Genomic DNA, 22891 nt, shown 5'->3' with positions numbered 1-22891 from the left:
GCCGCGGCGACGCCCGCCCGCAGCAGAACCACCGCCGCCCCGAAGGCAGCGCCCGTCCCGCCGGCAACGGCAACGGCAACGGCGGCCGCCCGGCCGGCGCCCCGCGCGCCGCGCTGCTCTCCAAGTAATATCAGCGGCATACCTGTTACTGCGACCCACGGACCCGCGCCATCATGCCCCTTTCCACCTGGTTGACGTTCTTCCTGGCCTCCTGGGCCATTTCGTTCTCGCCCGGCGCGGGGGCCATCTCCGCGATGTCCTCCGGACTGAAGTACGGCTTTGCCCGCGGCTACTGGAACACGGCCGGCCTGATCCTGGGCATCCTGTTCCAGTTCGTGGTGGTCGCGGTCGGCCTGGGCGCGGTGCTGGCCACCTCCGAGATGGCCTTCAACGTGGTCAAGTACCTCGGCGTCGCCTACCTGATCTACCTGGGCGTGCGCCAGATCCGCACGGACGCCGCGCCGGTCGCGGTCGATGCCGGCGATCCCAAGCAGGCCTCGATCCGCGAGCTGGTGATGCGCGGCTTCCTGATCAACACCATGAACCCCAAGGGCACGGTGTTCCTGCTGGCCGTGGTGCCGCAGTTCGTCGACACCGCCTTGCCGCTGACGCCGCAGTACGCGGCGCTGGCGGGCACGCTGGCCTTCACCGACCTGGTGGCGATGGGCGTGTACACGCTGCTGGCGGCGCGCGTGCTGCGCCTGCTGCGCGATGCCAAGCACATCCGCTGGATGAACCGCACCTTCGGTTCGCTGTTCATCCTGGCCGGCGTGTTCCTGGCGTCGTTCCGCCGCCATTCCTGAATTTCCACGCGCGGGGCATGCGCCGGCAACGGCGCGTGCCCCGCTTGTTTCGATGCACGATACCGGACCGCGCCGGGCTGAAGCCGCGGCGTCAGGTTGAATCCTCCGATCATGAACATCCCACAAGAAGTAGCGCGGCGCCGTACCTTCGCCATCATTTCCCACCCTGACGCGGGCAAGACCACGCTGACCGAAAAGCTGCTGCTGTTCGCAGGCGCGATCCAGATCGCCGGCAGCGTCAAGGCGCGCAAGGCCTCGCGCCACGCGTCCTCCGACTGGATGGAAATCGAAAAGCAGCGCGGCATTTCGGTGGCCTCGTCGGTGATGCAGATGGAATACCGCGACTGCGTCATCAACCTGCTCGACACCCCGGGCCACCAGGACTTCTCGGAAGACACCTACCGCGTGCTGACGGCGGTCGACGCCGCGCTGATGGTGATCGACGCGGCCAACGGCGTCGAACCGCAGACCATCCGCCTGCTGCAGGTCTGCCGCGCGCGCAACACGCCCATCATCACGTTCATCAACAAGATGGACCGTGAAGTGCGCGAACCGCTCGAGCTGCTGTCGGAAATCGAAGGCCACCTGGGCATGGACGCCGTGCCGTTCTCGTGGCCGGTGGGCATGGGCAAGGCCTTCGGCGGCGTGTTCGATATCCGCCGCGACCGCATGCGCGTGTTCCGCCCCGGCCAGGAGCGCCGTTCGGACAACGACGACTTCATCGAAGGCCTGACCAACCCCGAGATCGCGCGCCGTTTCGGCTCGGCCTTCGACCAGGCCAGCGGCGAGATCGAGCTGATCAATGAAGCCGCGCCCGCGTTCGACCGCGACCAGTTCCTGGCGGGCAAGCAGACCCCGGTGTTCTTCGGCTCGGCCATCAACAACTTCGGCGTGCAGGAAGTACTGGACGCGCTGGTCGAGCAGGCCCCGCCTCCCGGCCCGCGCGTCGCGCTGCAACGCGAAGTGCAGCCCGAGGAACCCAAGTTCACTGGCGTCGTGTTCAAGGTGCAGGCCAACATGGATCCGGCTCACCGCGACCGCGTCGCCTTCGTGCGCGTGAGCTCCGGCCGCTTCGAGCGCGGCATGCGCCTGAAGGTCGCGCGCACCAACAAGGAAATGCGCCCCAACAACGTGGTGTCGTTCCTGTCGCAACGCCGCGAACTGCTGGACGAGGCCTATGCCGGCGACGTGATCGGTATTCCCAACCACGGCGTGCTGCAACTGGGCGACGTGCTGACCGAAGGCGAAACGCTGCAATTCACCGGCCTGCCGTTCTTCGCGCCGGAACTGTTCCAGGCCGTCGAAGTGAAGGATCCGCTGCGCACCAAGCAGTTGCGCACCGGCCTGACGCAGTTGGGCGAAGAGGGGGCCATCCAGGTGTTCCGGCCCGAGGCCGCCGGCGGCTCGCTGCTGCTGGGCGCGGTCGGACAGCTTCAGTTCGAAGTGGTGGCCCACCGCCTCAAGACCGAGTACGGCGTGGACGCCCGGATGATGCCTTCGCGCTACACAATGGCACGTTGGATTACCTCTGATAACCCCAAGGCGCTGCGCAAGTTCATGGATGCCAATGCCGCCCATATCGCCTATGATGTGGTCGATGCGGCGGCGTTTTTGATCAGTTCCCCCGCGCAGTTGCGCGTGGCCGAGGAACTGTATCCGGATGTGAAATTCCACGCCATGCGCGAGCACGGCGGCAAGGTTTTCGGAGACAAGGCGTAGACCCGTTCGGGTACCGCACGGCAGATTGAGGGTAGCAATGTCTTGGCGTTTATTATTCGCAACGCTCCTGCTGGCGCTTGGCGCGTCGGCGTGGGGCGGTATTCAATTGGGTGACTGGCTGGTGGCGCATGCGCCGCAGGCCGCGCCCGCGCCCGGCCAGGATGCGGCCGCGTCGCAGCAGCCCGTGCTCGATGCCAACGGGCGCCCCTACGTGGCGCAGCCGCCGCAGCCGCGCATCGATGGCACGCTCGGCGTGCCAGACAAGCCGGCCGACCGCGAGTGGGCCATCAATACCGTCTCGCTGTTCGACACCGTCAGCGATCCCGCCGTGAAGATCTCGCGCGAGCGCATCAGCCAGGACCAGGCCCGCGAAATCGCCGCCGCCTCGCAAGTGCCGCTGCCGCAAGGCACGTCAGACGTCAGCACGCTCGACCTGCAGGCGCCGGGCACCGGCACCGCCGTCAATGGCGGGCAGGGCCAGGCCCCGGGGCAGCAGGCGGCTGGCTATGGCAATACGCAAATGGTGCAGGCGCCGCCCCCGCCCAATTCGTCGCCCGCCCCCGGCGCGCCCGGCTGGCAGGATGCGCTCAAGCGCGAACTGGCCCACTGTGCCACGCAGGGCTTCTTCGAGCGCCCCTCGTGCTCGTGGGCGGCCCGCAACAAATACTGCGGTCCGAACCGGGCCTGGGGCACGATGGCCGAATGCCCGGCGCGGCCGCAATAAGCCGCATCGTCCGGATCGCGCCACCCGCGATCACCCAAAAAAATGGCGCCCCGAGGGGCGCCATTTTCATGCCGGGCCGATCGATCAATCGGGCACGGACATCTGGCTTTGCAGGTAGTTCTGCAGGCCGACCTTGTCGATCAGGTCGATCTGGGTTTCCAGATAGTCGATGTGCTCTTCGGTATCGTCCAGGATGTCCTGGAACAAGTCGCGCGAAACATAGTCGCGCACCGATTCGCAATAGGCGATGGCTTCCTTCACGGTGGCCTGGGCGCCTTGCTCCAGCTTCAGGTCACAGGCCAGCAGTTCCGGCACGTCCTCGCCGATCAGCAGCTTGTGCAGGTCCTGCAGGTTGGGCAGGCCGTCGAGCATGAAGATGCGCGCGATCAGGCGATCCGCATGCTTCATTTCGCCGATGGATTCTTCGTACTCGTGCTTGCCCAGCTTGTCGAAACCCCAGTGGTTCAACATGCGCGCATGCAGGAAGTATTGGTTGATCGCCGTCAGCTCGTTGGTCAGTTGCTTGTTCAGGAACTGGATGACGGTTTTGTCGCCTTTCATGATGGACTCCTTGCAGTCAGACGCGACGCGCACTGCATCGCGACAAGAAGCGCACGATGCCGCGAGTACGCAACCCCGGCAGACTAACATCGGCCGCGGGGCCGCGACTAGCCTTGGCGCGCATTTGGTAAACCGCTTTACGAGCGCTACAAGAAAGCGACAGACGAATGAGAATGAGTATGCATGCGCGATGTCCTGCGGGCAATGCATTGCGGTTTCGCGGGTTGGGCGGACACGGGCGTCCCATTTGCCGCGGCATTTCAAGCGCGCCGCACAGCGTGAATGGCGTGATGACGCCATGAATCTATCAGACCGTTCCGAACGCACGCCACGTTGTGCAAACCCAACCCTGGTGCGCTGCGCGGGGTCCCGCGCCACGCGCACACCCCAGCCTCGGCCAGCTTGACGCGCGCGCTGCCCGCGCCTAGGCGGCGCGCCGCGTCGCCAGCCAGATGCCGAATGCGATCGGCACGATGCCCAGCAGGTCGAGCCACGACACTGACTCGCGCAATACCACCCAGCCGAACAACAAGCCCAGCGGCGGCATCAGGAAATGCAGCGCGCTGGCCGCGGTGGCGCTGGCGCGTCCGAGGATCATGAACCACAGGTAATAACCGCCGATGGACACCGCCACGATCATGTAGGCCATGCTCCAGAACAGGCTGGCCGTCATGCGCGCGTCGCCGAGGCTCTCGTGCAGCAGCGCCACCGGCATCAGCGCCACCGCACCGGCCAGCGACTGGATGCCGGTCGCCATCCACAGTCCCGTCGACGGTTTGAGGCGCTTGTAGAGCAGCGTGCCCGCCACCAGCGCCACCAGGCCGCCCGTCACCAGCAGGGTGCCATGCAGATCCTCCTGCATGCCCGACAGCCGCGAGCGCAGCACCAGCGCCACGCCCGCCAGGCCCAGGCACAGCCCGAGCATCTTGCGCCAACCCAGCCGCTCGCCCAGCACGGGCCCGGCCAGCACCCCGATCAGCAGCGGATTGGTGCTGATCAGCACCGCCGTGAACGCGGACGACACGGTCGTCATGCCGCTCCAGCTCAGGCCCAGGTAGGCCGCGTTGTTCAAGACCCCCAGCAGCACCAGCGCCGCCAGGTCGCGGGCGCCGGGCCGCGACCACCGGCCGCTGGCCGCCGCCACGCCCAGCATCAGGGCCCCGGCGATCAGGAAGCGGAGGGTCAGCAGGGTCAGCGGCGGACAGTCGCGCACCGCGATCTTGGCCGCCGCGAACGCCGAGCTCCACAGGAAACAGAATGCCGCGATGGGCGCCCAGGCCACCCCCATCGGCGCGTCGGCGGGCAGGGCGGTGGCGGGCAAAGTCGATGACGCCTTCATGGCAGCAGGTCCGGGCAAAGGAAGATGAGCCCATTCTGGGCGCGGCCCTATCCATTGACAAACGCTTTATTTGGATCAAAAGTATTTGAAAAACCGATGCAAAGGCGCCTCCCATGCTCGATCTCGATCTATTGCACAGCTTTGTCTCCGTCGTCGACGCGGGCGGCTTCACCCGCGCCGGCGAACGGGTGCACCGCAGCCAGTCCACCGTGAGCCAGCAGATCCGCAAACTCGAGGAGACCCTCGAATGCACGCTGTTCGTGCGCGAAGGCCGTCAGGTCCACCTGACCGAGGACGGCGAACGCCTGCTGGGCTACGCGCGCCGCATGCTGGCACTGTCCACCGAGGTGCGCGAAGCGGTCAGCGGCCGCAAGCGGGTGGAGGTGATCCGGCTGGGCATCCCCGACGATTTCGCGGCGGACACACTGACGGCCATCGTGGCGCAGTTCGCCCGCGCCCGGCCGGCGGTCAGGCTGTCGGTGCGCTGCGACCTGACCGTGGCCCTGACGCGCGGCCTGGAACGCGGCGACCTCGATCTGGCGTTGCTCAAGCGCGAACCCGGCGCCGGTCCGGCGCTGACGACCTGGCCGGAACACCTGCACTGGATCGCCGGCTCGCACGCGCTGCCCGCCAGCACCGAACCGGTGCCGCTGGTGGCTTTCCCACAGGGCTGCATCTACCGCAACCGCGCCATCCACGCACTGGAACGCGCCGGACGGCGCTGGCGCATCGCTTACGAAAGTCCCAACCTGATGGGAATCCAGGCCGCGCTGGCGGGAGGATTGGGGGTGGCCTTGCTGGAACGCCGCTGCATCGCCGCCGGCCATCGGCTGGTCGACGACATGCTGCCGCCGGTGCCGCCGTCCGAACTGGCGCTATGCCTGTCGGAGCCGGCGCGCGAGCCGGTGCGCCAGTTGGCGGGGATGATCAGGGATTTTTGTGAAACGGAAACACAACGGCTTGCAGGGCTGGGCCTGCAAGCCGTGGCAGGTGGCGACGCCGCTCAGGCGACGGCGACCTGGATGACCGGATAGCTGCTGTTCGCCGCGGACGCGCCCGGCTCGGCCATGGTGGCCGGCGGGTTGACCGGAACGGCGATCGAGCGCACATCGCACACGCTGGAGCAGCGGCCGCCCGGCAGGTATTCGGCGGCGGTGGCCGCGCAGCAGCCGCAGCACGTGGCCACGCCCAGCTCGAACTGCAGGTCGGAAAGCGACGTCGCGCCCGCGTCCACGCTGGCGCGGACTTGGCGTTCGGTGATGGCATTACATACGCAAATGTACATGAGAATAATTATCGAGATTTATTCCTGCAATGGCAAGTACTCAGCGTAAATAATTTGCAACCATGCGGCCGCCTAACCCATTGAAATAAGGGACGTTTTTCCGCTGAAACGTCCCTTATTTCATCGCGCCGCGGCCTGCGCTTTGCGCAGCGCGGCCGGCGCGATCCGCAGCGCTTCGCGGTATTTCGCGACCGTACGACGGGCGATGACGATGCCCTGGTCGGCCAGCTTTTCCATGATCTGGCTGTCCGACAACGGCTTGGCGCGGTTCTCCTCGGCCACCATCTGGCGGATGAAGGTCTGCACCGCCGTGGCCGAAGTGGCGTCGCCGCCGTCGGTCGACACTCCCGCCCCGAAGAAGCGCTTGAGCTCCAGCGTGCCAAACGGAGTGAGCATGTACTTCTGTGTCGTGGCGCGCGAAATCGTGGATTCGTGCAGGCCCAGTTCGCCCGCGATGTCCTTCAGGATGAGCGGCCGCATGGCCGCCGGCCCCTGGCTGAAGAAGGCGGTCTGACGGTCCACGATGGCCTGGGCCACCCGCAGGATCGTGTCGAAGCGCTGTTCGACGTTGCGGATCATCCACTTGGCCTGCTGCAGTTGCGCCTGCAGGCCGGCGTGGGCCGATTCCTTCTGGTTGCCCAACATCTGCGCGTACAAGCCGTTGATCTGCAGGCGCGGCACGGCGGCGCTGTTCAGCGTCACCTGCCAGCCGCGACGGGTCTTGCGCACGATCACGTCGGGCACGGCGTAATCGGCCGCCGGCACCGTCCAGGCGCGGCCGGGCCGCGGCTCAAGCCGCAGGATCAGGGCGTGGGCGACGCGCAGGGTCGCCTCGTCGCAACCGACCGCCGCGCACAGGCGGGCATTGTTGCCGGTGGCCAGCAACGCCAGATGCTGGGCGCAGATGAGACGGGCGCAAGCCAGCGCCTTCGGGTCGGCGGCCTCCGGCAGCCGCGTCAGGTCCGGGTTGCGCAGTTGCAACAAGAGGCAGTCGGACATGTCGCGGGCGCCGATGCCGGGCGGATCGAACGACTGCAGCAGCGACAGCGCCGCGCGCAGTTCATCCAGGTCCGGCTCCATCTCGGCGGGCAGCCAGCCCAGGATTTCCTCCAGCGGCGAGCCCAGATAGCCGTTCTCGTCCAATTCGTCGATCAGCAACGCGGCCAGCGCGGCATCGCGCGGCGCCGCGCGCGTCAGCACCAGTTGGCCCAGCAGGTGTTCGCGCAGGGTATCGGGCCGGGCGGCCTCGGGGAGGCTGGAATCGTCATCGGGGTAGACCCCGCCCGAACCCGGCATTTCCTCCACCGGCGTGTCGCGTTCGGGCGCGGGCTCGTCGTCCTGCACCGACGATTCACGCTCGGATTCGGCCTGCGTTTCGGCCGATGAGGGTTCATCGTCGCGTTCCAGCAACGGATTATCGGCGAGCACCTGCGAGATTTCCGCCTCGAGGTCGAGCGTGGACAGCTGCAGCAACCGGATGGATTGCTGCAGTTGAGGGGTCAGCGTCAGATGCTGGCCGGGCCGCAGTTCTAAAATAGGACGGGTCATAGGTACAATATTTTGCATGATGAATCAGACTTCGCCCGCACGCGTTCGCCAGGATTGCCGACTTATCGGCCAGACCCTGCTCAAACTGGCGCTTCCCCGACTTCTCGTGCGCGCGATCGTGATCGCCGTTGCCGTGATCGTCTGGTATCTCGCCGCCTCCTGGATCCTGGATTTCGGCAAGCGCATCAACTACGAATTCCTGCATTCACTGGGCCAACCCACCATGGACATGGTGCAGAAGGTCAATCCGTACATCTGGTGGGTCGTCGCCGGCATCTGGACCCTGATCGTCTTCTTCATCCTGCGCGCCTGGCTGTCGGCCAGCCTGGCTTCCGGCCGCGCCACCCCCGTGAGCACGGGCGTGCTGGCCGACCTGGCGCCACAGCTCTCGCAGGAGTCGCTGGGCGTACTGCGCTGGACGTGGGGCACCCGCGAGGAACCCTTCACCGTCGGCGACCTGCACCGCTCGCTGTCGGAAATCCGCCACAACCGCATCGGCAAGATCGCCATGGTGGCCGAACAGACCGACATTCTCGACGGCGCGGCCGCCAAGCCGTCGCGCGACGATCGCGATGACGGCCGCCGTAACGACGACCGCCGCGATGCCCGCGACAGCCGCGAACCCCGCTACATCGAGCCGCGCATCGGCGGCCCGGCCCGCTGAACCGGCGCGCACCGCCATCCGACCGATGATCCAGGCCGCCGCGAGGCGGCCTGGTTGTTTCAGTCCCCTGCCAGCCGGGCTCCCCTATACTGGCCCTCCAGGCTCGCGCAACCGCGGCCGCGCACCTTTAAAACCAGACCAAGCCGATTGCAGAGACCAGTCGGATGCGCGGCCAGCCCCTGGAGTTGCTTTACATGTTCCGTACCCCCGTCCGGTATGCCGCCGGCCTTCTGCTGGCCTGCTCGGCCGCCTTCGTTGCCGCCCCGGCATCCGCCGCCTGGCCCGACAAGCCCATCACGTTCGTCGCGCCCTTCAGCGCCGGCGGCGCCAACGACCTGGTCGCCCGCATCATCGCCAAGGCGGTGGGCACGACCCTGAACCAGCCCGTCATCGTCGAAAACCGTCCCGGCGCCGGCGGCGTGGTCGGCGCCGCGCACGTCGCGCGCAGCGCGGCCGACGGCTACACCTACCTGGTGGGCAGCAACGGCACCGTCACCAACAGCCTGATCCGCTCGGACCAGCCCTACAAGGACGAAGAACTGACCCCCGTCGCGCTGCTGTCGATCACGCCGTCGGTGATCGTGGCCAACCCGTCGAACCCCGCCAAGGACCTGAAGGACTTCGTCGAACACGCCAAGCAGGCCAAGACCGACCGTATCACGTTCTCGACCGCCGGCAACGGCAGCACGCCGCATTTCGTGGCCGAGATGGTCAAGGAAGCCACCGGCCTGCCGGTCGAGCCGATCGCCTACAAGAGCGGCTCGGAAGGCGTGACCGCGGTGATCGGCAAGCAGGTCGACGCCACCTCGGAAGCCAGCATCGTCACGCTGCCGCTGGTGCAGAGCGGCAAGCTCAAGGCCCTGGCCACCACCTGGGACAAGCGCATGGCGAGCGCGCCCGACATCCCCACCACCGCAGAGTTGGGTTTCCCCGCCATCCGCATCGGCCACTGGGCCGGCCTGTACGCGCCCGCCGGCACGCCCGCCGACGTGCTCGACAAGATGAACGCGGCCGTCGAGAAATCGCTGCAGACCAAGGAAGTGCAGGACGCGCTGCGCCAGAGCAGCATCGAGCCGGGCGGCGGTTCGCGCGCCAGCTTCGTCGAGTTCGCCAAGAGCGAGCGCGAGCGCCTGGGCCAGGTGGTCAAGAACGGCCACATGCAGACGCAATAACGCGTGTGACGCCAGCCGGGGACGGATCGTCCCCGGCTTTTTTTATCGCCTTCCCGATTGCGCTGTCCGCAAAAGTATGTTTGACTAGCAACCTATGGCCGCTTACCGCACCTCCCTCGCGATTGCCACCGGACGCTCCGCCGCTCCGGTTGCCGGCCTGCGCGCTCGTACCGCCTTCATCGCGCTATCGCTATACCTACCGATCGGTTGCCGGGCCTAGTGTCCCCGTGGTAGCTCGGCAGCCACGCTTGCCACACGCGAATTCCCTTTTTCAAAACTGAATCTTGCGCCGCGCGAATGCGGCCAACCCTGGCATCAGGCCGCCATCCGGCCGCATGCCGGCCGAGGAAACCGATCCCGGGATTCACAAGAAACCGATCGAGGTGTAGTGATGATGCTTGCCAACCCCGCCGCCAAATACGTCCCCTTCACGCCGTTCGCTCGCGACTTTTCCGAGCGCACCTGGCCCAGCCGCCGCATCACGCAGCCGCCGATCTGGATGAGCACCGACCTGCGCGACGGCAACCAGGCCCTGATCGAGCCGATGAGCGTCGAGCGCAAGCTCCGCTTCTTCGAGCAACTGGTCAAGATCGGCTTCAAGGAAATCGAAGTGGGTTTCCCGTCGGCCTCGCAGACCGACTTCGATTTCGTGCGCAAACTCATCGACGAAAAGCGCATCCCCGACGACGTCACCATCATCGTGCTGACGCAGTCGCGTGAGGACCTGATCAGCCGCACGGTGGAATCGGCCGCCGGCGCCAAGCAGGCCATCGTCCACCTGTACAACGCCTGCGCCCCGGCGTTCCGCAAGGTCGTGTTCAACATGACCAAGGACGAGATCAAGAACATCGCCACGACCGGCACGCGCCTGGTCAAGCAGTACATGGCCAAGCACCCGGAAACCAAGTGGCGCTACCAGTACTCGCCCGAAGTCTTCAGCACGACCGAACCCGAATTCGCGCTGGAAGTCTCGAACGCCGTGGCCGACGTATGGGAGCCCACGCCGGACTGCAAGATGGTGCTGAACCTGCCCGCCACCATCGAAGCCACCACGCCGAACATGTACGCAGACCAGATCGAGTGGATGCACAAGAACCTGGCGCGCCGCGACAGCATCGTGCTGAGCGTGCATCCGCACAATGACCGCGGCACCGCCGTGGCCGCCGCCGAATTCGCCGTGATGGCAGGCGCCGACCGCATCGAAGGCTGCCTGTTCGGCAGCGGCGAGCGCACCGGCAACGTCGACCTGGTCACGCTGGCCCTGAACCTCTACACCCAGGGCGTGCACCCGGGCCTGGACTTCTCGGACATCGACGAAGTGCGCCGCTGCGCCGAGTACTGCAACCAGTTGCCCGTGCACCCGCGCCACCCGTATGCCGGCGACCTGGTCTTCACGGCCTTCTCCGGTTCGCACCAGGACGCCATCAAGAAGGGCTTCGCGCAGCAACAGCCCGACGCCGTGTGGGAAGTGCCGTACCTGCCGATCGACCCGGCCGACCTCGGCCGCAGCTACGACGCCGTGATCCGCGTCAACAGCCAGTCGGGCAAGGGCGGCGTGTCCTACCTGCTCGAACAGGAACACGGCCTGGTGTTGCCGCGCCGCCTGCAGATCGAATTCAGCCGCGCCATCCAGCGCGTCACCGACGAAACCGGCCGCGAAGTCACCGCCGACGACGTGCACACCATCTTCAACCGCGAGTACCTGGAGCAGAAGGCCCCGTGGAAACTGGTGCGTCACCGCATCGACGGCAATCCGGCCGCCGGCGAAGGCCAGCACTTCAGCATCGAGGCCGAGCTCGAGTACAACGGCGAACGCCGCATCGTGACGGGCAAGGGCGATGGCGCCATTTCGGCCTTCGTGGCCGCGCTGGACGTGCCCGTGCGCATCATGGACTACCACGAGCACGCCATCGGCACCGGCACCGACACCCGCGCCGCCTCCTACGTGGAACTGCGCGTGGGCGATTCGAGCACGGGCTTCGGCGTGGGCATCGACCGCGACATCGTGACGGCCTCGTTCCAGGCCGTGCTGAGCGCGGTGAACCGCCACATCAACGCCGGCGCCGTCACCACCGAACAGGAAGCCGCCGAGGCCGCGTGATCCGCCGCCAGGCCGCGGGCGTGGCGGTTACCGCCGCCGCGTCCCCCGCGCGCTTCTTACGGTGAAGCCGCGCCGCACAAACAAAGCCCGCCTTTATCCGGCGGGCTTTCTTCTTTTGCGCGACGCATTCGACCGCGCCACCACAGGCGCAGCGGGCCGGGTCAACCGCGCGGCCACATGTCGGAGGCGCCGATGTCGGGCTCGCGCGCGGCCAGCAGCCGTTCGTGGACCCAGGCGGCGATCGCCACGGTGCGGTGGTCGTCGTAGCGTTTGCCGATCAGTTGCAGGCCCACCGGCAGGCCCTGCGGGCCGGTCGCGAACGGCAGGTTCAGGCACGGCAGGCCGAACAGGGTCCAGGCGCGCGAGAACTGCGGATCGCCCGTGCCGAGGTCGGCGAACGGCGCCTCGCCGCTGGCCGCGGGCGCCAGCAGCACGTCGTACTTGTCGAACCAGCCGTCCACCCGCGCGCGCGATTCCGCGGCGCGCGCCAGATTCTTGATGTGCTCCTCGGCGGAGATCTGCGCGCCGGCCTCGAGAATCGCCTGGATCTTGGGGCTGAGCTGCGCGGCGTGTTCCAGCCGTTCGTAGGCCAGCGACTGTGAAGATTCGAACGCCATGATGTCCGCGTGCAGTTGCACCAGCATGCAATGCTCGGGCGGCAGCGGCACCTCTTCGACATGGGCGCCGGCGCGCGACAGCGTGGCGGCGGCCTGGGCGAAGGCTTCCTTGGTTTCCGACTGGGCGTGGCGCCATTGCAGGCTGCGGTACATGCCGATGCGCGGCTTGGCGTCGTAGCTCAGGTTCAGCAGGCGCGGATCGCGCATCAGGACCGAAGCGAACAGGGCCACATCCGGCACCGAGCGGGCAAAGCCGCCCACGGTGTCGAGCGATTCGGCCAGGCTCTTCACGCCGGCGCGAGGGATCGCGCCGAACGTGGGCTTGTAGCCGACGATGCCGCAATACGAAGCGGGGCGGATGATGGAACCCGCGGTCTGCGAGCCCAGCGCGAACGGCACCATGTCGTCGGCCACCGCCGCGGCCGAGCCGCTGGAGGAGCCGCCGGGCGTGTAGGCCTCGTTGCGCGGATTGCGTGTCGGGCCGGCCTGGTAGGTGGCGAATTCGGTGGTGACGGTCTTGCCGATCACGATGGCGCCGGCATGGCGGCACAGCGCCACGGCGGCCGCGTCCAGCCCGGGATGATGGCGCTCGTAGATGGGAGACCCGTAGCGGGTGGGCAAGTCGACGGTGTCGAACAGGTCCTTGACGCCGATCGGCAGGCCATGCAGCGGGCCGCGCAGGGGGCTGCGACCCAGGGCTTCCGCGTGATCCAGGGCAGCCTGCTTCTGCAGCGCCGTCCAGGCATGGATGGTGTTTTCGCGTTGCTCGATGCGCGCAAAGCAGGCTCGCACCAATTGCACCGCGGTCAATTCGCGCCGTTGCAGCTTGCGCGCCGCTTCAAGCGCGCCAAGTCTGTTTAAGGCAGTAGACATGATCCTTTCCTCTATCCCGGTGCCGCGCGATATGCGCGGTACTGACTTCCGCACCCGGTCCCCTTGACCCTGGGGTTTGTCCCGATACGGCACGCAGCATGATGCGCGCCCGTCATGACAAACCCAGCCATTGTGCGCGCCGCGTCAATTGGGAAAACCACTGAAAAAACCAGGTTTTCACAGGGATTTCGAGGCACGCCGCGCCTTGGCCTTATGTTGTTGCGTTGTTATCAGCATAGCGCAAACGGGTGCAACACAAAGGTCATATTTGTCTTGTAAGATGAAAACGTTTTCAGCAAACCGGCAGCAATGTAGCCATGGCGTCGCGCGCATCGCCCCGCTTTTCCATCATCGAAGTGGCCCGCAAGGCGGGGGTTTCCCCCGCCACGGTTTCGCGCGCGTTCAACCAGCCCGAAATCGTTCATCCGGATACGCTGGCGCACATCCGCGCCATCGCCAAGCGCGCGGGCTTCCGGCCCAATCGCGTCGGCCGCAGCCTGCGTTCGGGCAGCACCCGCACGATCGGATTGATTCTGCCGACGCTGTCCAATCCGGTATTCGCCGAGTGCTTCGAGGGCGCCGAACGGCGCGCCCGCGAGTCCGGCTACAGCGTGATGCTGACCGCCACCGGCTATGACCCGGCGGTGGAATCGGCCGCGGTCCAGGGCCTGATCGACCACCAGGTCGACGGCCTGATCCTGACGGTGGCCGACGCGGCCCGCAGCGCCACGCTGGACGACCTGGACAGCGCCGGCATGCCCTACGTGCTGGTCTACAACGAATCCACCGACCACCCCTATGCCTCGGTCGACAATCGCGCGGCCGCCATCGACATGGTGTCGCACCTGGCGGCGCTGGGACATCGCCGCATCGCCATCGTGACCGGCCCGCTGACGGCCTCCGATCGTGCCCGCCGCCGCCTGTCGGGCGCGCGCGCCTGCGCCAAGAAGCTGGGACTGGAACCGATCCAGCACATCGCCATGGGTTCGCACACCGGCAGCGATGCCGAGGCGCTCAAGTCCGCATTGCGCGGCAAGCAGGCGCCGACGGCGCTGTTCTGCTCCAACGACCTGCTGGCCACCGCGGTGATTGCCGATCTGGTGGCGTTGGGTCTGTCGGTTCCGTCCGATATTTCCGTCTGCGGCTTCGACGGCATGCGCTTCGGCGCCTTGCTGACGCCGCCGCTGACCACGGTGGCGCAACCCAGCGACGGCATCGGCCAGGCCGCCTGCTCCAACCTGCTGGCGCAGATCCACGGCCAGCCGCCCCAATCCAATCGCCTGCCGCACTGCATCGTGGTCGGCGGCACCGCGGCGCCAGTGCGCCGCTGAACTTCATCCACAAAAATAACGATCGAGACACGCGTCATGCTCATCGCACAGATTACCGACCTGCATATGCGCACCCCGGGCGACAAGGCCTACGGCATCATCGACCCGGCCGCCTTCCTGGGCCCCGCTGTGCGCGCGCTCAACGCGCTGACGCCGCGGCCCGACTGCGTGCTGATCACGGGCGACCTGACGGACCTGGGCCGTCCGCATGAATACCAGGCACTGCGCGAGCAGTTGCAGGCGCTTGAAATCCCTTACTTCCTGCTGCCCGGCAACCATGACGACCGCGCGCAACTGCGCGCCGCCTTCCCGGACCATGGCTATCTCCAAGGACAGGGGCCATTCATCCAGTATGCCGTCGAAACTTATCCGCTGCGCCTGCTGGCGCTGGACACGGTGGTGCCGATGAAAAGCCACGGCGAGCTATGCGACGAACGCCTGGGCTGGCTGGCCGCACGGCTGGCCGAACAACCCGACCGGCCGACGCTGGTGCTGATGCATCACCCGCCATTCCAGACCGGCATCGAGCACATGGACGACATCGGCCTGCTGGCCGGCGGGCCGGCGCTCGAACGCATCGTGGCGCGCTATCCGCGCGTCGAGCGCGTGCTGTGCGGCCACCTGCACCGCACCATCTTCCGCCGCTTCGGCGGCACCATCGCCTCGACCTGTCCGGGCACCGCGCACCAGTTGGCGCTGGAGCTGGGACCCCGCCCGACGCTGCAATACATCATGGAGCCGCCAGGCTACCAGTTGCACTGGTGGCACGAAGGCGCGCTGGTCACGCACCACGCCGTGATTGGGGAATACCCCGGGCCCTATCCCTTCGCCTGAGCCCCCGATCTCGATTACAAACACTAAGCCCTGCCATATCTCCGTCATGTTTGCGCTGCACAATGAAAAGGTTTTCATCGCACGCGCCGCAGACGGATCAGAAAACTAGATCCAAGAGACAGCATGTCATCCATCGTTCTGGATAACCTCACCAAGCAATACGGCGGCGCGGCCGCGATCCACGGCGTCAGCTTCACCGTGCCGGCCGGCAGCTTCACCGTGCTGCTGGGCCCGTCGGGCTGCGGCAAGTCGACCACCCTGCGCATGATCGCCGGGCTCGACACGCCCACGTCCGGCACCATCCGTATCGGCGACCGCGACGTCACCCACTTGCCGCCCGCCAAGCGCCGCATTTCCATGGTGTTCCAGTCGTACGCGCTGTTTCCGCACCTGTCGGTGCGCGAGAACATCCTGTTCGGCCTGAAGGTGCGCAAGGAGCCGGCGCGCGACTACGACCGCCGCCTGCAGCGTGTGGCTTCGCTGCTGGGCCTGGGCCATCTGCTGGACCGCAAACCGTCGCAACTGTCGGGCGGCCAGCAGCAGCGTGTGGCGCTGGGACGCGCGGTGATTTCCGAAGCGCCGGTGTGCCTGATGGACGAGCCGCTGTCCAACCTGGACGCGCAGCTTCGCCACGAGATGCGGCGCGAGATCCGCGCCTTGCAGCAGGACCTGGGCATCACCATGGTGTACGTCACGCACGACCAGACCGAGGCCATGAGCATGGCCGACCAGGTGGTGCTGCTGCGCGGCGGCCAGATCGAACAGCACGACACGCCGGACGGCCTGTATGCCCGTCCGGCCAGCGAATTCGCGGCGCGCTTCATCGGCACGCCGCCCATGAACCTGATCAACCTGATGCCGCTCCAGGGCGCCACCGTGATCGCCGGCACCCAAGGTCCGGCCATCGCCGGCGCGCCGGAAGGCGCCGCCAAGCTGGGCGTGCGGCCCGAGCACATCCGCATCGACAACGAAGGCATCGCCGCCACCGTGGAAAGCGTGGAGTACTTCGGCGCCGATTCCATCGTGGTCTGCCGCATCGGCGACAGCGGCGGCGTGGCGGTGCGCGTGGGTGGGCACCTGCGGGCCCGCGCCGGCGAGGCGCTGCGCCTGTCATGGCCGGCCGAACAACAGCATTTCTTTGCCGCCGACTCGGCGGTCATCGACACCGTCGGGCGCTGAAGACGCCCAATCCACAGGAAAGGAAACGCAATCATGCGACGCATCGTACTCAAGACCCTGGCCGCCAGCCTTGCCGCCGCCTGCCTGTCGCTGCCCGCGCAGGCGCAGCAAAAGCCCGTCGAAGTGGAGTTTTATTACCCGGTCGCCGTGGGCGGCCCGATCACCAAGATCGTCGATGACATGGTGACGGACTTCGAGAAGGAAAACCCCGGCATCAAGATCAAGCCGATCTACGCCGGCTCGTACCAGGACTCGATCGCCAAGGCGCTGACCGCCCTGAAGGGCGGCACGCCGCCGCAACTGGCCGTGCTGCTGTCGACCGACATGTTCACGCTGATCGACGAAGACGCCATCGTGCCGATCGACGGCCTGGCCAAGAGCGACGCCGACAAGAAATGGCTGGGCGGCTTCTACGACGCCTTCATGCAGAACAGCCGCACCGGCGGCCACACCTGGGGCGTGCCGTTCCAGCGCTCGACCATCGTGATGTACTACAACAAGGATCTGTTCAAGGCCGCCGGCCTGGATCCCGAGCGCGCGCCCGCCACCTGGGCCGAGCTGGTCGAATACGGCAAGAAGCTGACCAAGCAGGACGCCAGCGGCAACACCACCCAGTGGGGCATCGAGATCCCGTCGGGCGGCGCCTTCGCCTACTGGCTGTTCCAGGCCCTGACCACGCCCAACGGCGCGATCCTGATGAACGAGGCCGGCAACGAGGTCTACCTGGACAAGCCCGCCGTGGTCGAGGCCGCGCAGTTCTGGCGCGACCTGTCGGCCAAGCACAAGGTCATGCCGACCGGCACGATCGACTGGGGCACCACGCCCAAGGACTTCCTGGAAAAGAAGGCCGCCATCATCTGGACCACCACCGGCAACCTGACCAACATCCGCAAGAACGCCGACTTCCCGTTCGGCGTGGCGATGATGCCGCAGCAAAAGCGCGGCGGCAGCCCGACCGGCGGCGGCAACTTCTACATCTTCAAGAGCGGCACGCCTGAACAACAGCAGGCCGCGCTCAAGTTCGCGCAGTGGGCCACCACGCCCGAGCGCGCCGCCGACTGGAGCATCGCCACCGGCTACGTGGCCGTGACGCCGGCCGCCTGGCAGACCGAGAAGATGAAGAAGTACGCGCAGGAAGTGCCGGCCGCCGCCGTGGCGCGCGACCAGTTGCAGGTGAGCGTGGCCGAGTTCTCGACCCACGAGAACCAGCGCGTCACCAAGACCCTGAACGACGCCCTGCAGGCGGCGCTGACGGGGTCGAAGACGCCGCAGCAGGCGCTGACCGACGCCCAGCGCGAAGCCGACCGCATACTGCGTTCCTACAAGTAAATCCGCAAGCACGATGAGCCGCTCCTTGAATGCGCTTTATGGCTGGCTGCTGTTGCTGCCAGCCATCGTGCTGCTCGCCGCGTTCACGCATTACCCGGCGCTGGCGACGCTCTGGCACAGTTTCTATTCCACCCCCAAGGGCGCGCGCCCGGCCCGCTTCGTCGGGCTGGACAACTACGCGGTCATGCGCGACGACCCGGTGTTCTGGCAATCGCTCTGGAACAACCTGTGGTTCGCCCTGGGCACCATCCCGACCTCGATCGGCATCGCGCTGGTCATGGCGCTGTGGGTCAACCGCAACCTGCGCGGGCGCGGTTTCCTGCGCATGGCGTATTTCACGCCGACGGTGCTGCCGATGGTGGCGGTGGCCAATATCTGGCTGTTCTTCTACACCCCGCAGTACGGCCTGATCGCGCAGGTGATGCAGTTGTTCGGCTCGCCCGGTCCCAACTGGCTCGGCAACCGCGAAACCGCGCTGCCGGCGCTGATGCTGGTGACGGTGTGGAAGGAATCCGGCTTCTTCATGATCTTCTACCTGGCCGCGTTGCAGACGGTGTCGCCGTCGCTGCGCGAGGCGGCGATGCTGGAAGGGGCCTCGCGCTGGCAGTACTTCCGGCGCGTGCTGTGGCCGCTGTTGATGCCGACCACGCTGTTCGTGCTGATCAATGCGTTGATCAACGCCTTCCGGCTGGTGGACCACGTGGTGGTCATGACCCGCGGCGGGCCCGACAACGCCAGCACGCTGCTGCTGTACTACATCTACCAGGTCGGCTTCAGCTTCTGGGACACCGCCTACGCCGCGACGCTGACCGTCGTGCTGCTGGTGGTGCTGGCGCTGACGGCGCTGGTCAAGTTCCGCTGGCTGGACCGCAGGACGCACTACCAATGAAAGACAAGCTCGATACCCTGGGCGCGTGGGCGCTTGGCCTGTTGTGGATCCTGCCGCTGGCGTACGCCGTGTGGGCCGCGTTCCACCCGCCGGCCTACGCCACCCGCTTCGACCTGTTCGCGCCCCTCACGCTCGACAACTTCGCGCGGGCCTGGCAGGCCGCGCCGTTCCCGCGCTACTTCGCCAACACGTTTTTGCTGGTGACGATGGTGCTGGCGGCGCAACTGGTGCTGTCGACGCTGGCCGGCTACGCCTTCGCGCGCTTCGAGTTCCGCGGCCGCGACTTCGTCTTCATGCTGGTGCTGCTGCAACTGATGATCATGCCGGACGTGCTGCTGGTGGAGAACTACCGCTCCATGAGCCAGCTCGGCATCCGCGACACGGTGTTCGCCATCGGCCTGCCGTACTTCGCCTCGGCCTTCGGCATCTTCCTGCTGCGCCAGACCTTCAAGACGGTGCCGCGCGAATTGGAGGAGGCCGCGCGCATGGAGGGCGCCAACGCGCTGCAGGTGCTGTGGAAGGTGTACGTGCCGCTGGCCAAGCCGATCTACGTGGCCTACGGGCTGGTGTCGGTCAGCCACCACTGGAACAACTTCCTGTGGCCGCTGATCATCACCAACTCGGTGGAATCGCGGCCGCTGACGGTGGGCCTGCAGGTGTTCTCGTCGACCGACCAGGGCATCGACTGGTCGGTGATCACCGCCGCCACGCTGATGTCGGCGGCGCCGCTGCTGATCGCCTTCCTGCTGTTCCAGCGCCAGTTCGTGCAATCGTTCATGCGCGCCGGCATCCGCTGATCCGCCCCGGACAACGAAAAGACCCCGCGTCATGCAGGGTCTTTTCGTTGGCGCGGCCAGGCGGTCAGTAACCGACCGTCAGGCCGGGCAGGTCCACCGTGATGCGCGGGCGTTCCAGCGCCAGCGCCAGGTGCTCGGCGAACTCGCGGGCTTCCTTGGCGTCGGTGGACAGGATGTCGTAGCCGAGCGCGTCGGCCACGCCCAGCACCTTGTCCAGCAGCAGCACCTTGCCGCTGGGGCGCAGGGGTTCACAGCCCAGGGTTTCCCAGGCGCCGTCGAACCAGTCGCGGGCGTCGTTCTGGCGCTGCGGGCTGGGTTCGACGTTGGCCGACAGGTCCAGCGAGCGCCGGGTGTCGAAAACGATGGTGATGTCGCTGCGCATGGCGGGGATTCCTTGAAATGGCGTCAGCCGCAAAGGGTAGGCAAAAACCGCCGGGCAGATTGTCCGTCCGGCGACATTGGCTTACCAACCGCGCGACACTTCCCAGGTGACCTCGGCGCCGGCGGCCTGCGACTGGCGCATCATGTCCAGCAGCGGGAAGGCGCGCTCCTTCAGGCCGACCGCGCGCGCCATGGGCGCCACCGCCGGCTTGTCCTCGTCTTCCTCGTCCTCGGCGGGATTGCCCTGGGATTCTTCAATGGCCCGTTCGATACCCTGGATGGCCGGACCGAGCTGGTCGACGGTGAACACGCCGCGCTCGGGGATCTTGTCGCCAAAGGACTTGCCCGCGGCTTGCAGCAGGACGCCGGCGTGGTCGGTGAGCATCAGGACTTCGGCCACGACCTTGGAGTGAAACGTAATCAGCATATTCCGGTCTCCTACGGATTGAATACCCTCAATACACTACCGCAACACCCTGGGGATGCCAACTGGCGCCCCCGGGCGAGGGGCGGCGGGCGGCCCGGCCGACGGCGCCCCCGCGCGGTAACGGCCGCCAAATCAAGCTATGATTCAGGAGATTCCCGTGACGGCAGGATCCGCGGCGGCCGAGAATCCGGCGCCTCGCGCGGTCATGCCCCCGAGGCCCGCCAGCCGGCCGACCCCGCCCCCTGGCGCCGCGCGCGAGCCCACGGCCCGCCGCCCTCGTCACCCACCCAGAACTTCTCCAGACGCCCATGCTCCCCGAGCAACAAAAACAGCTTATCTCCCTGATCCAGGCCGCCGTCGCGCAGAGCCTGCCCGATGCCCAGGCCGATGCGGCCCGAGCCAACGTGCTGCTGGAGCGCCCCAAGGTCGCCGCCCACGGCGACGTCGCCACCAACGTGGCCATGCAGTTGGCCAAGCCGGCCAAGCGCAATCCGCGTGAACTGGCCCAGGCCATCGTCGAGGCCCTGCTGGCCCTGCCGGGCGCCCGCGACCTGGTCGAAAGCGCGGAAATCGCCGGTCCCGGCTTCATCAACCTGCGCGTCACCGCCGCCGCCCGCCAGGCCGTCATCACGGCCGTGGCCGAACAGGGCGAGGCCTTCGGCCGCGCCGCCCGCAGCGGCGAGAAGATCCTGGTGGAATTCGTGTCCGCCAACCCCACCGGCCCGCTGCACGTCGGCCACGCCCGCCAGGCCGCCCTGGGCGATGCCCTGTGCCGCCTGTACGACGCCATCGGCTGGGATGTGACCCGCGAGTTCTATTACAACGACGCCGGCAACCAGATCGAGAACCTGGCCATCAGCGTGCAGGCGCGCGCCCGCGGCCTGACGACCGACTCGCCCGAGTGGCCCGCCGACGGCTACAAGGGCGACTACATTCTGGACATCGCCCGCGACTTCCAGGCCGGCAAGACCATCCAGGCCTCGGACGGCGAGCCCGTCACCGCCACCGGCAACATCGACAGCCTGGAAGACATCCGCGCCTTCGCCGTGGCCTACCTGCGCCGCGAGCAGGACCTGGACCTGCAGGCGTTCGGCCTGAAGTTCGACAACTACTACCTGGAAAGCTCGCTGTACACCTCGGGCCGGGTCGAGGCCACCGTCAAGGCGCTGATCGCCGGCGGCCATACCTATGAAGAAGGCGGCGCGCTGTGGCTGCGCACCACCGAACTGGGCACGGGCGACGACAAAGACCGCGTCATGCGCAAGAGCGAGGGCGGCTACACCTATTTCGTGCCGGACGTGGCCTACCACAAGGCCAAGTGGGAACGCGGTTTCCACCGCGCCGTTAACATCCAGGGCAGCGACCACCACGGCACCGTGGCGCGCGTGCGCGCCGGCCTGCAGGCGCTGGAAGAGGGGATTCCCAAGGACTACCCGTCGTACGTGCTGCACAAGATGGTCAAGGTGATGCGCGGCGGCCAGGAGGTCAAGATCTCCAAGCGCGCCGGCAGCTACGTCACCATGCGCGACCTGATCGACTGGGTCGGCCGCGACGCCGTGCGCTACTTCCTGATCCAGCGCCGCGCCGACACCGAATTCGTGTTCGACGTCGACCTGGCCCTGTCCAAGAGCGACGAGAACCCGGTCTACTACATCCAGTACGCCCATGCGCGCATCTGCTCGGTGATCAACAACGCCGGCATGCCGCCGGCGGACGTGGCCGCTGCCGATGCGTCCCTGCTGACCGCCCCCAGCGAATTCGCGCTGATGCAACGCCTGGCCGAGTTCCCCCACGTGGTGGCGCTGGCCGCGCAGGAACTGGCTCCGCACCACATCGCCTTCTGGCTGCGCGACTGCGCCGCGGACTTCCACGGCTGGTACAACGCCGAGCGCGTGCTGGTTGACGACCCCGCGCTCAAGCTGGCGCGCCTGCGCCTGGCCGCGACCACGCGCCAGGTGCTGGCCAACGGCCTGGCGCTGTTGGGCGTGTCCGCCCCCGAGCGGATGTAACATCGGTACATGGCCACCAAGCGCAAATCCACCCGCCGGTCAGGCGAAAGCGGCAGCACCCTGTACGGGGCGCTGGCCGGTCTGCTCCTCGGCTTGATCGTCGCCGCCGTCGTAGCGTTCTACGTCACCAAGGCGCCCGTGCCCTTTGTCGATCGCGCCACCCGCCAGGGCGACGCCGGCAAGCTGCCCGATCCGCGCCAGGCGCCGGATCCCAACGCCGGCCTGTACGGCCGCGACGGCGCGGCGGGTTCCCCGCCCACCGGCCCGACCGCCACGGCGCCCGCGCCGCTGCCGGGTGCGGGCGGCACC

The 22891-nt window shown here is 67.2% G+C and carries 21 protein-coding genes and 1 pseudogene; 15 read left to right on the top strand and 7 right to left on the bottom strand.

Going from position 1 to position 22891, the window contains the following annotated elements; genetic code table 11:
- The first annotated feature begins 173 nt into the window (after nucleotides 1-173).
- The 3 genes from HV783_RS27365 (at nucleotide 174) to HV783_RS27355 (ending at nucleotide 3246) form a co-directional block, all read left to right on the top strand.
- The gene (locus HV783_RS27365; RefSeq protein ID WP_049070507.1) at nucleotides 174-803 is read left to right on the top strand and encodes a LysE family translocator; all 630 of its coding nucleotides are present in this window, start codon (nucleotides 174-176) and stop codon (nucleotides 801-803) included.
- A gap of 111 nt (nucleotides 804-914) precedes the next feature.
- Nucleotides 915-2522, top strand: coding sequence for a peptide chain release factor 3 (locus tag HV783_RS27360; RefSeq protein ID WP_049070505.1), 1608 nt, complete (start codon nucleotides 915-917; stop codon nucleotides 2520-2522).
- A gap of 37 nt (nucleotides 2523-2559) precedes the next feature.
- Nucleotides 2560-3246: a hypothetical protein gene (locus HV783_RS27355; RefSeq protein ID WP_006386994.1), complete on the top strand. Its 687-nt coding sequence runs from the start codon at nucleotides 2560-2562 to the stop codon at nucleotides 3244-3246.
- Between the two features lie 84 nt (nucleotides 3247-3330).
- On the opposite strand, the gene bfr is transcribed toward HV783_RS27355, so the two are convergent.
- Together bfr and HV783_RS27345 are read right to left on the bottom strand one after the other, a co-directional pair.
- The gene (gene bfr / locus HV783_RS27350; RefSeq protein WP_006386993.1) at nucleotides 3331-3807 is read right to left on the bottom strand and encodes a bacterioferritin; all 477 of its coding nucleotides are present in this window, start codon (nucleotides 3805-3807) and stop codon (nucleotides 3331-3333) included.
- Nucleotides 3808-4231: 424 nt separating this feature from the next.
- Nucleotides 4232-5146: a DMT family transporter gene (locus HV783_RS27345; protein WP_054504386.1), complete on the bottom strand. Its 915-nt coding sequence runs from the start codon at nucleotides 5144-5146 to the stop codon at nucleotides 4232-4234.
- Nucleotides 5147-5259: 113 nt separating this feature from the next.
- Here HV783_RS27345 and HV783_RS27340 point away from each other — a divergent pair, with 113 nt between their 5' ends.
- Nucleotides 5260-6180, top strand: a complete 921-nt coding sequence (locus tag HV783_RS27340) for a LysR substrate-binding domain-containing protein (protein WP_064522601.1) — start codon at nucleotides 5260-5262, stop codon at nucleotides 6178-6180.
- Here HV783_RS27340 and HV783_RS27335 read toward each other — a convergent pair.
- Together HV783_RS27335 and rpoN are read right to left on the bottom strand one after the other, a co-directional pair.
- Nucleotides 6150-6431, bottom strand: a complete 282-nt coding sequence (locus HV783_RS27335; protein WP_049070497.1) for a (2Fe-2S)-binding protein — start codon at nucleotides 6429-6431, stop codon at nucleotides 6150-6152. The genes HV783_RS27340 and HV783_RS27335 overlap by 31 nt on opposite strands.
- Before the next feature lie 120 nt (nucleotides 6432-6551).
- Nucleotides 6552-7979 carry an RNA polymerase factor sigma-54 gene (gene rpoN, locus HV783_RS27330; protein ID WP_443609987.1) on the bottom strand — a complete coding sequence of 476 codons (1428 nt, stop codon included), beginning with the start codon at nucleotides 7977-7979 and terminating at the stop codon, nucleotides 6552-6554.
- 16 nt (nucleotides 7980-7995) lie between these two features.
- Here rpoN and HV783_RS27325 point away from each other — a divergent pair, with 16 nt between their 5' ends.
- From HV783_RS27325 to leuA, 3 genes are all read left to right on the top strand, one after another.
- Complete coding sequence (locus HV783_RS27325; RefSeq protein ID WP_054504383.1) at nucleotides 7996-8643, top strand: hypothetical protein; 648 nt, start codon at nucleotides 7996-7998, stop codon at nucleotides 8641-8643.
- Between the two features lie 194 nt (nucleotides 8644-8837).
- Entirely contained in the window at nucleotides 8838-9815 is a 978-nt protein-coding gene (locus tag HV783_RS27320) for a tripartite tricarboxylate transporter substrate binding protein (protein ID WP_175190239.1), read from the top strand.
- 391 nt (nucleotides 9816-10206) lie between these two features.
- Nucleotides 10207-11916 (top strand): 2-isopropylmalate synthase, encoded by a 1710-nt coding sequence (gene leuA / locus HV783_RS27315; protein ID WP_054504382.1) that lies wholly within the window; start codon nucleotides 10207-10209, stop codon nucleotides 11914-11916.
- Nucleotides 11917-12077: 161 nt separating this feature from the next.
- Here leuA and HV783_RS27310 read toward each other — a convergent pair whose 3' ends face one another.
- On the bottom strand, nucleotides 12078-13406 hold the full coding sequence (locus HV783_RS27310) for an amidase (protein WP_175190238.1): 1329 nt from the start codon (nucleotides 13404-13406) through the stop codon (nucleotides 12078-12080).
- Between the two features lie 317 nt (nucleotides 13407-13723).
- On the opposite strand from HV783_RS27310, the gene HV783_RS27305 reads away from it, so the two are divergent.
- The 6 genes from HV783_RS27305 (at nucleotide 13724) to HV783_RS27280 (ending at nucleotide 19765) form a co-directional block, all read left to right on the top strand.
- Nucleotides 13724-14737, top strand: coding sequence for a LacI family DNA-binding transcriptional regulator (locus HV783_RS27305; RefSeq protein ID WP_054419491.1), 1014 nt, complete (start codon nucleotides 13724-13726; stop codon nucleotides 14735-14737).
- Between the two features lie 36 nt (nucleotides 14738-14773).
- On the top strand, nucleotides 14774-15571 hold the full coding sequence (locus HV783_RS27300) for a phosphodiesterase (protein ID WP_116791564.1): 798 nt from the start codon (nucleotides 14774-14776) through the stop codon (nucleotides 15569-15571).
- A 123-nt stretch (nucleotides 15572-15694) separates the two neighbouring features.
- Nucleotides 15695-16750 carry an ABC transporter ATP-binding protein gene (locus tag HV783_RS27295; RefSeq protein ID WP_064522603.1) on the top strand — a complete coding sequence of 352 codons (1056 nt, stop codon included), beginning with the start codon at nucleotides 15695-15697 and terminating at the stop codon, nucleotides 16748-16750.
- Between the two features lie 33 nt (nucleotides 16751-16783).
- Nucleotides 16784-18079, top strand: coding sequence for an ABC transporter substrate-binding protein (locus tag HV783_RS27290; RefSeq protein WP_054504378.1), 1296 nt, complete (start codon nucleotides 16784-16786; stop codon nucleotides 18077-18079).
- Between the two features lie 13 nt (nucleotides 18080-18092).
- Nucleotides 18093-18968 (top strand): carbohydrate ABC transporter permease, encoded by an 876-nt coding sequence (locus HV783_RS27285; protein WP_026384938.1) that lies wholly within the window; start codon nucleotides 18093-18095, stop codon nucleotides 18966-18968.
- Nucleotides 18965-19765, top strand: a complete 801-nt coding sequence (locus tag HV783_RS27280; RefSeq protein WP_006386977.1) for a carbohydrate ABC transporter permease — start codon at nucleotides 18965-18967, stop codon at nucleotides 19763-19765. The genes HV783_RS27285 and HV783_RS27280 overlap by 4 nt, the downstream gene beginning before the upstream one ends.
- 64 nt (nucleotides 19766-19829) lie before the next feature.
- On the opposite strand, the gene HV783_RS27275 is transcribed toward HV783_RS27280, so the two are convergent.
- Together HV783_RS27275 and HV783_RS27270 are read right to left on the bottom strand one after the other, a co-directional pair.
- Complete coding sequence (locus tag HV783_RS27275) at nucleotides 19830-20147, bottom strand: hypothetical protein (RefSeq protein ID WP_006386976.1); 318 nt, start codon at nucleotides 20145-20147, stop codon at nucleotides 19830-19832.
- Nucleotides 20148-20228: 81 nt separating this feature from the next.
- On the bottom strand, nucleotides 20229-20573 hold the full coding sequence (locus HV783_RS27270) for a DUF1840 domain-containing protein (protein ID WP_054433931.1): 345 nt from the start codon (nucleotides 20571-20573) through the stop codon (nucleotides 20229-20231).
- Between the two features lie 308 nt (nucleotides 20574-20881).
- Here HV783_RS27270 and argS point away from each other — a divergent pair, with 308 nt between their 5' ends.
- Nucleotides 20882-22582, top strand: coding sequence for an arginine--tRNA ligase (argS, locus tag HV783_RS27265; protein ID WP_175190237.1), 1701 nt, complete (start codon nucleotides 20882-20884; stop codon nucleotides 22580-22582).
- Between the two features lie 9 nt (nucleotides 22583-22591).
- A pseudogene (locus HV783_RS27260) lies at nucleotides 22592-22891 on the top strand (SPOR domain-containing protein); the annotation flags it as partial.

The organism is Achromobacter dolens (genome assembly GCF_902859745.1).
In the GTDB taxonomy this organism is placed as follows: Bacteria; Pseudomonadota; Gammaproteobacteria; order Burkholderiales; family Burkholderiaceae_B; genus Achromobacter; species Achromobacter dolens.
Note: the sequence above shows the minus strand (reverse complement) of the source record. Positions and strands in the feature narration are given on the sequence as shown.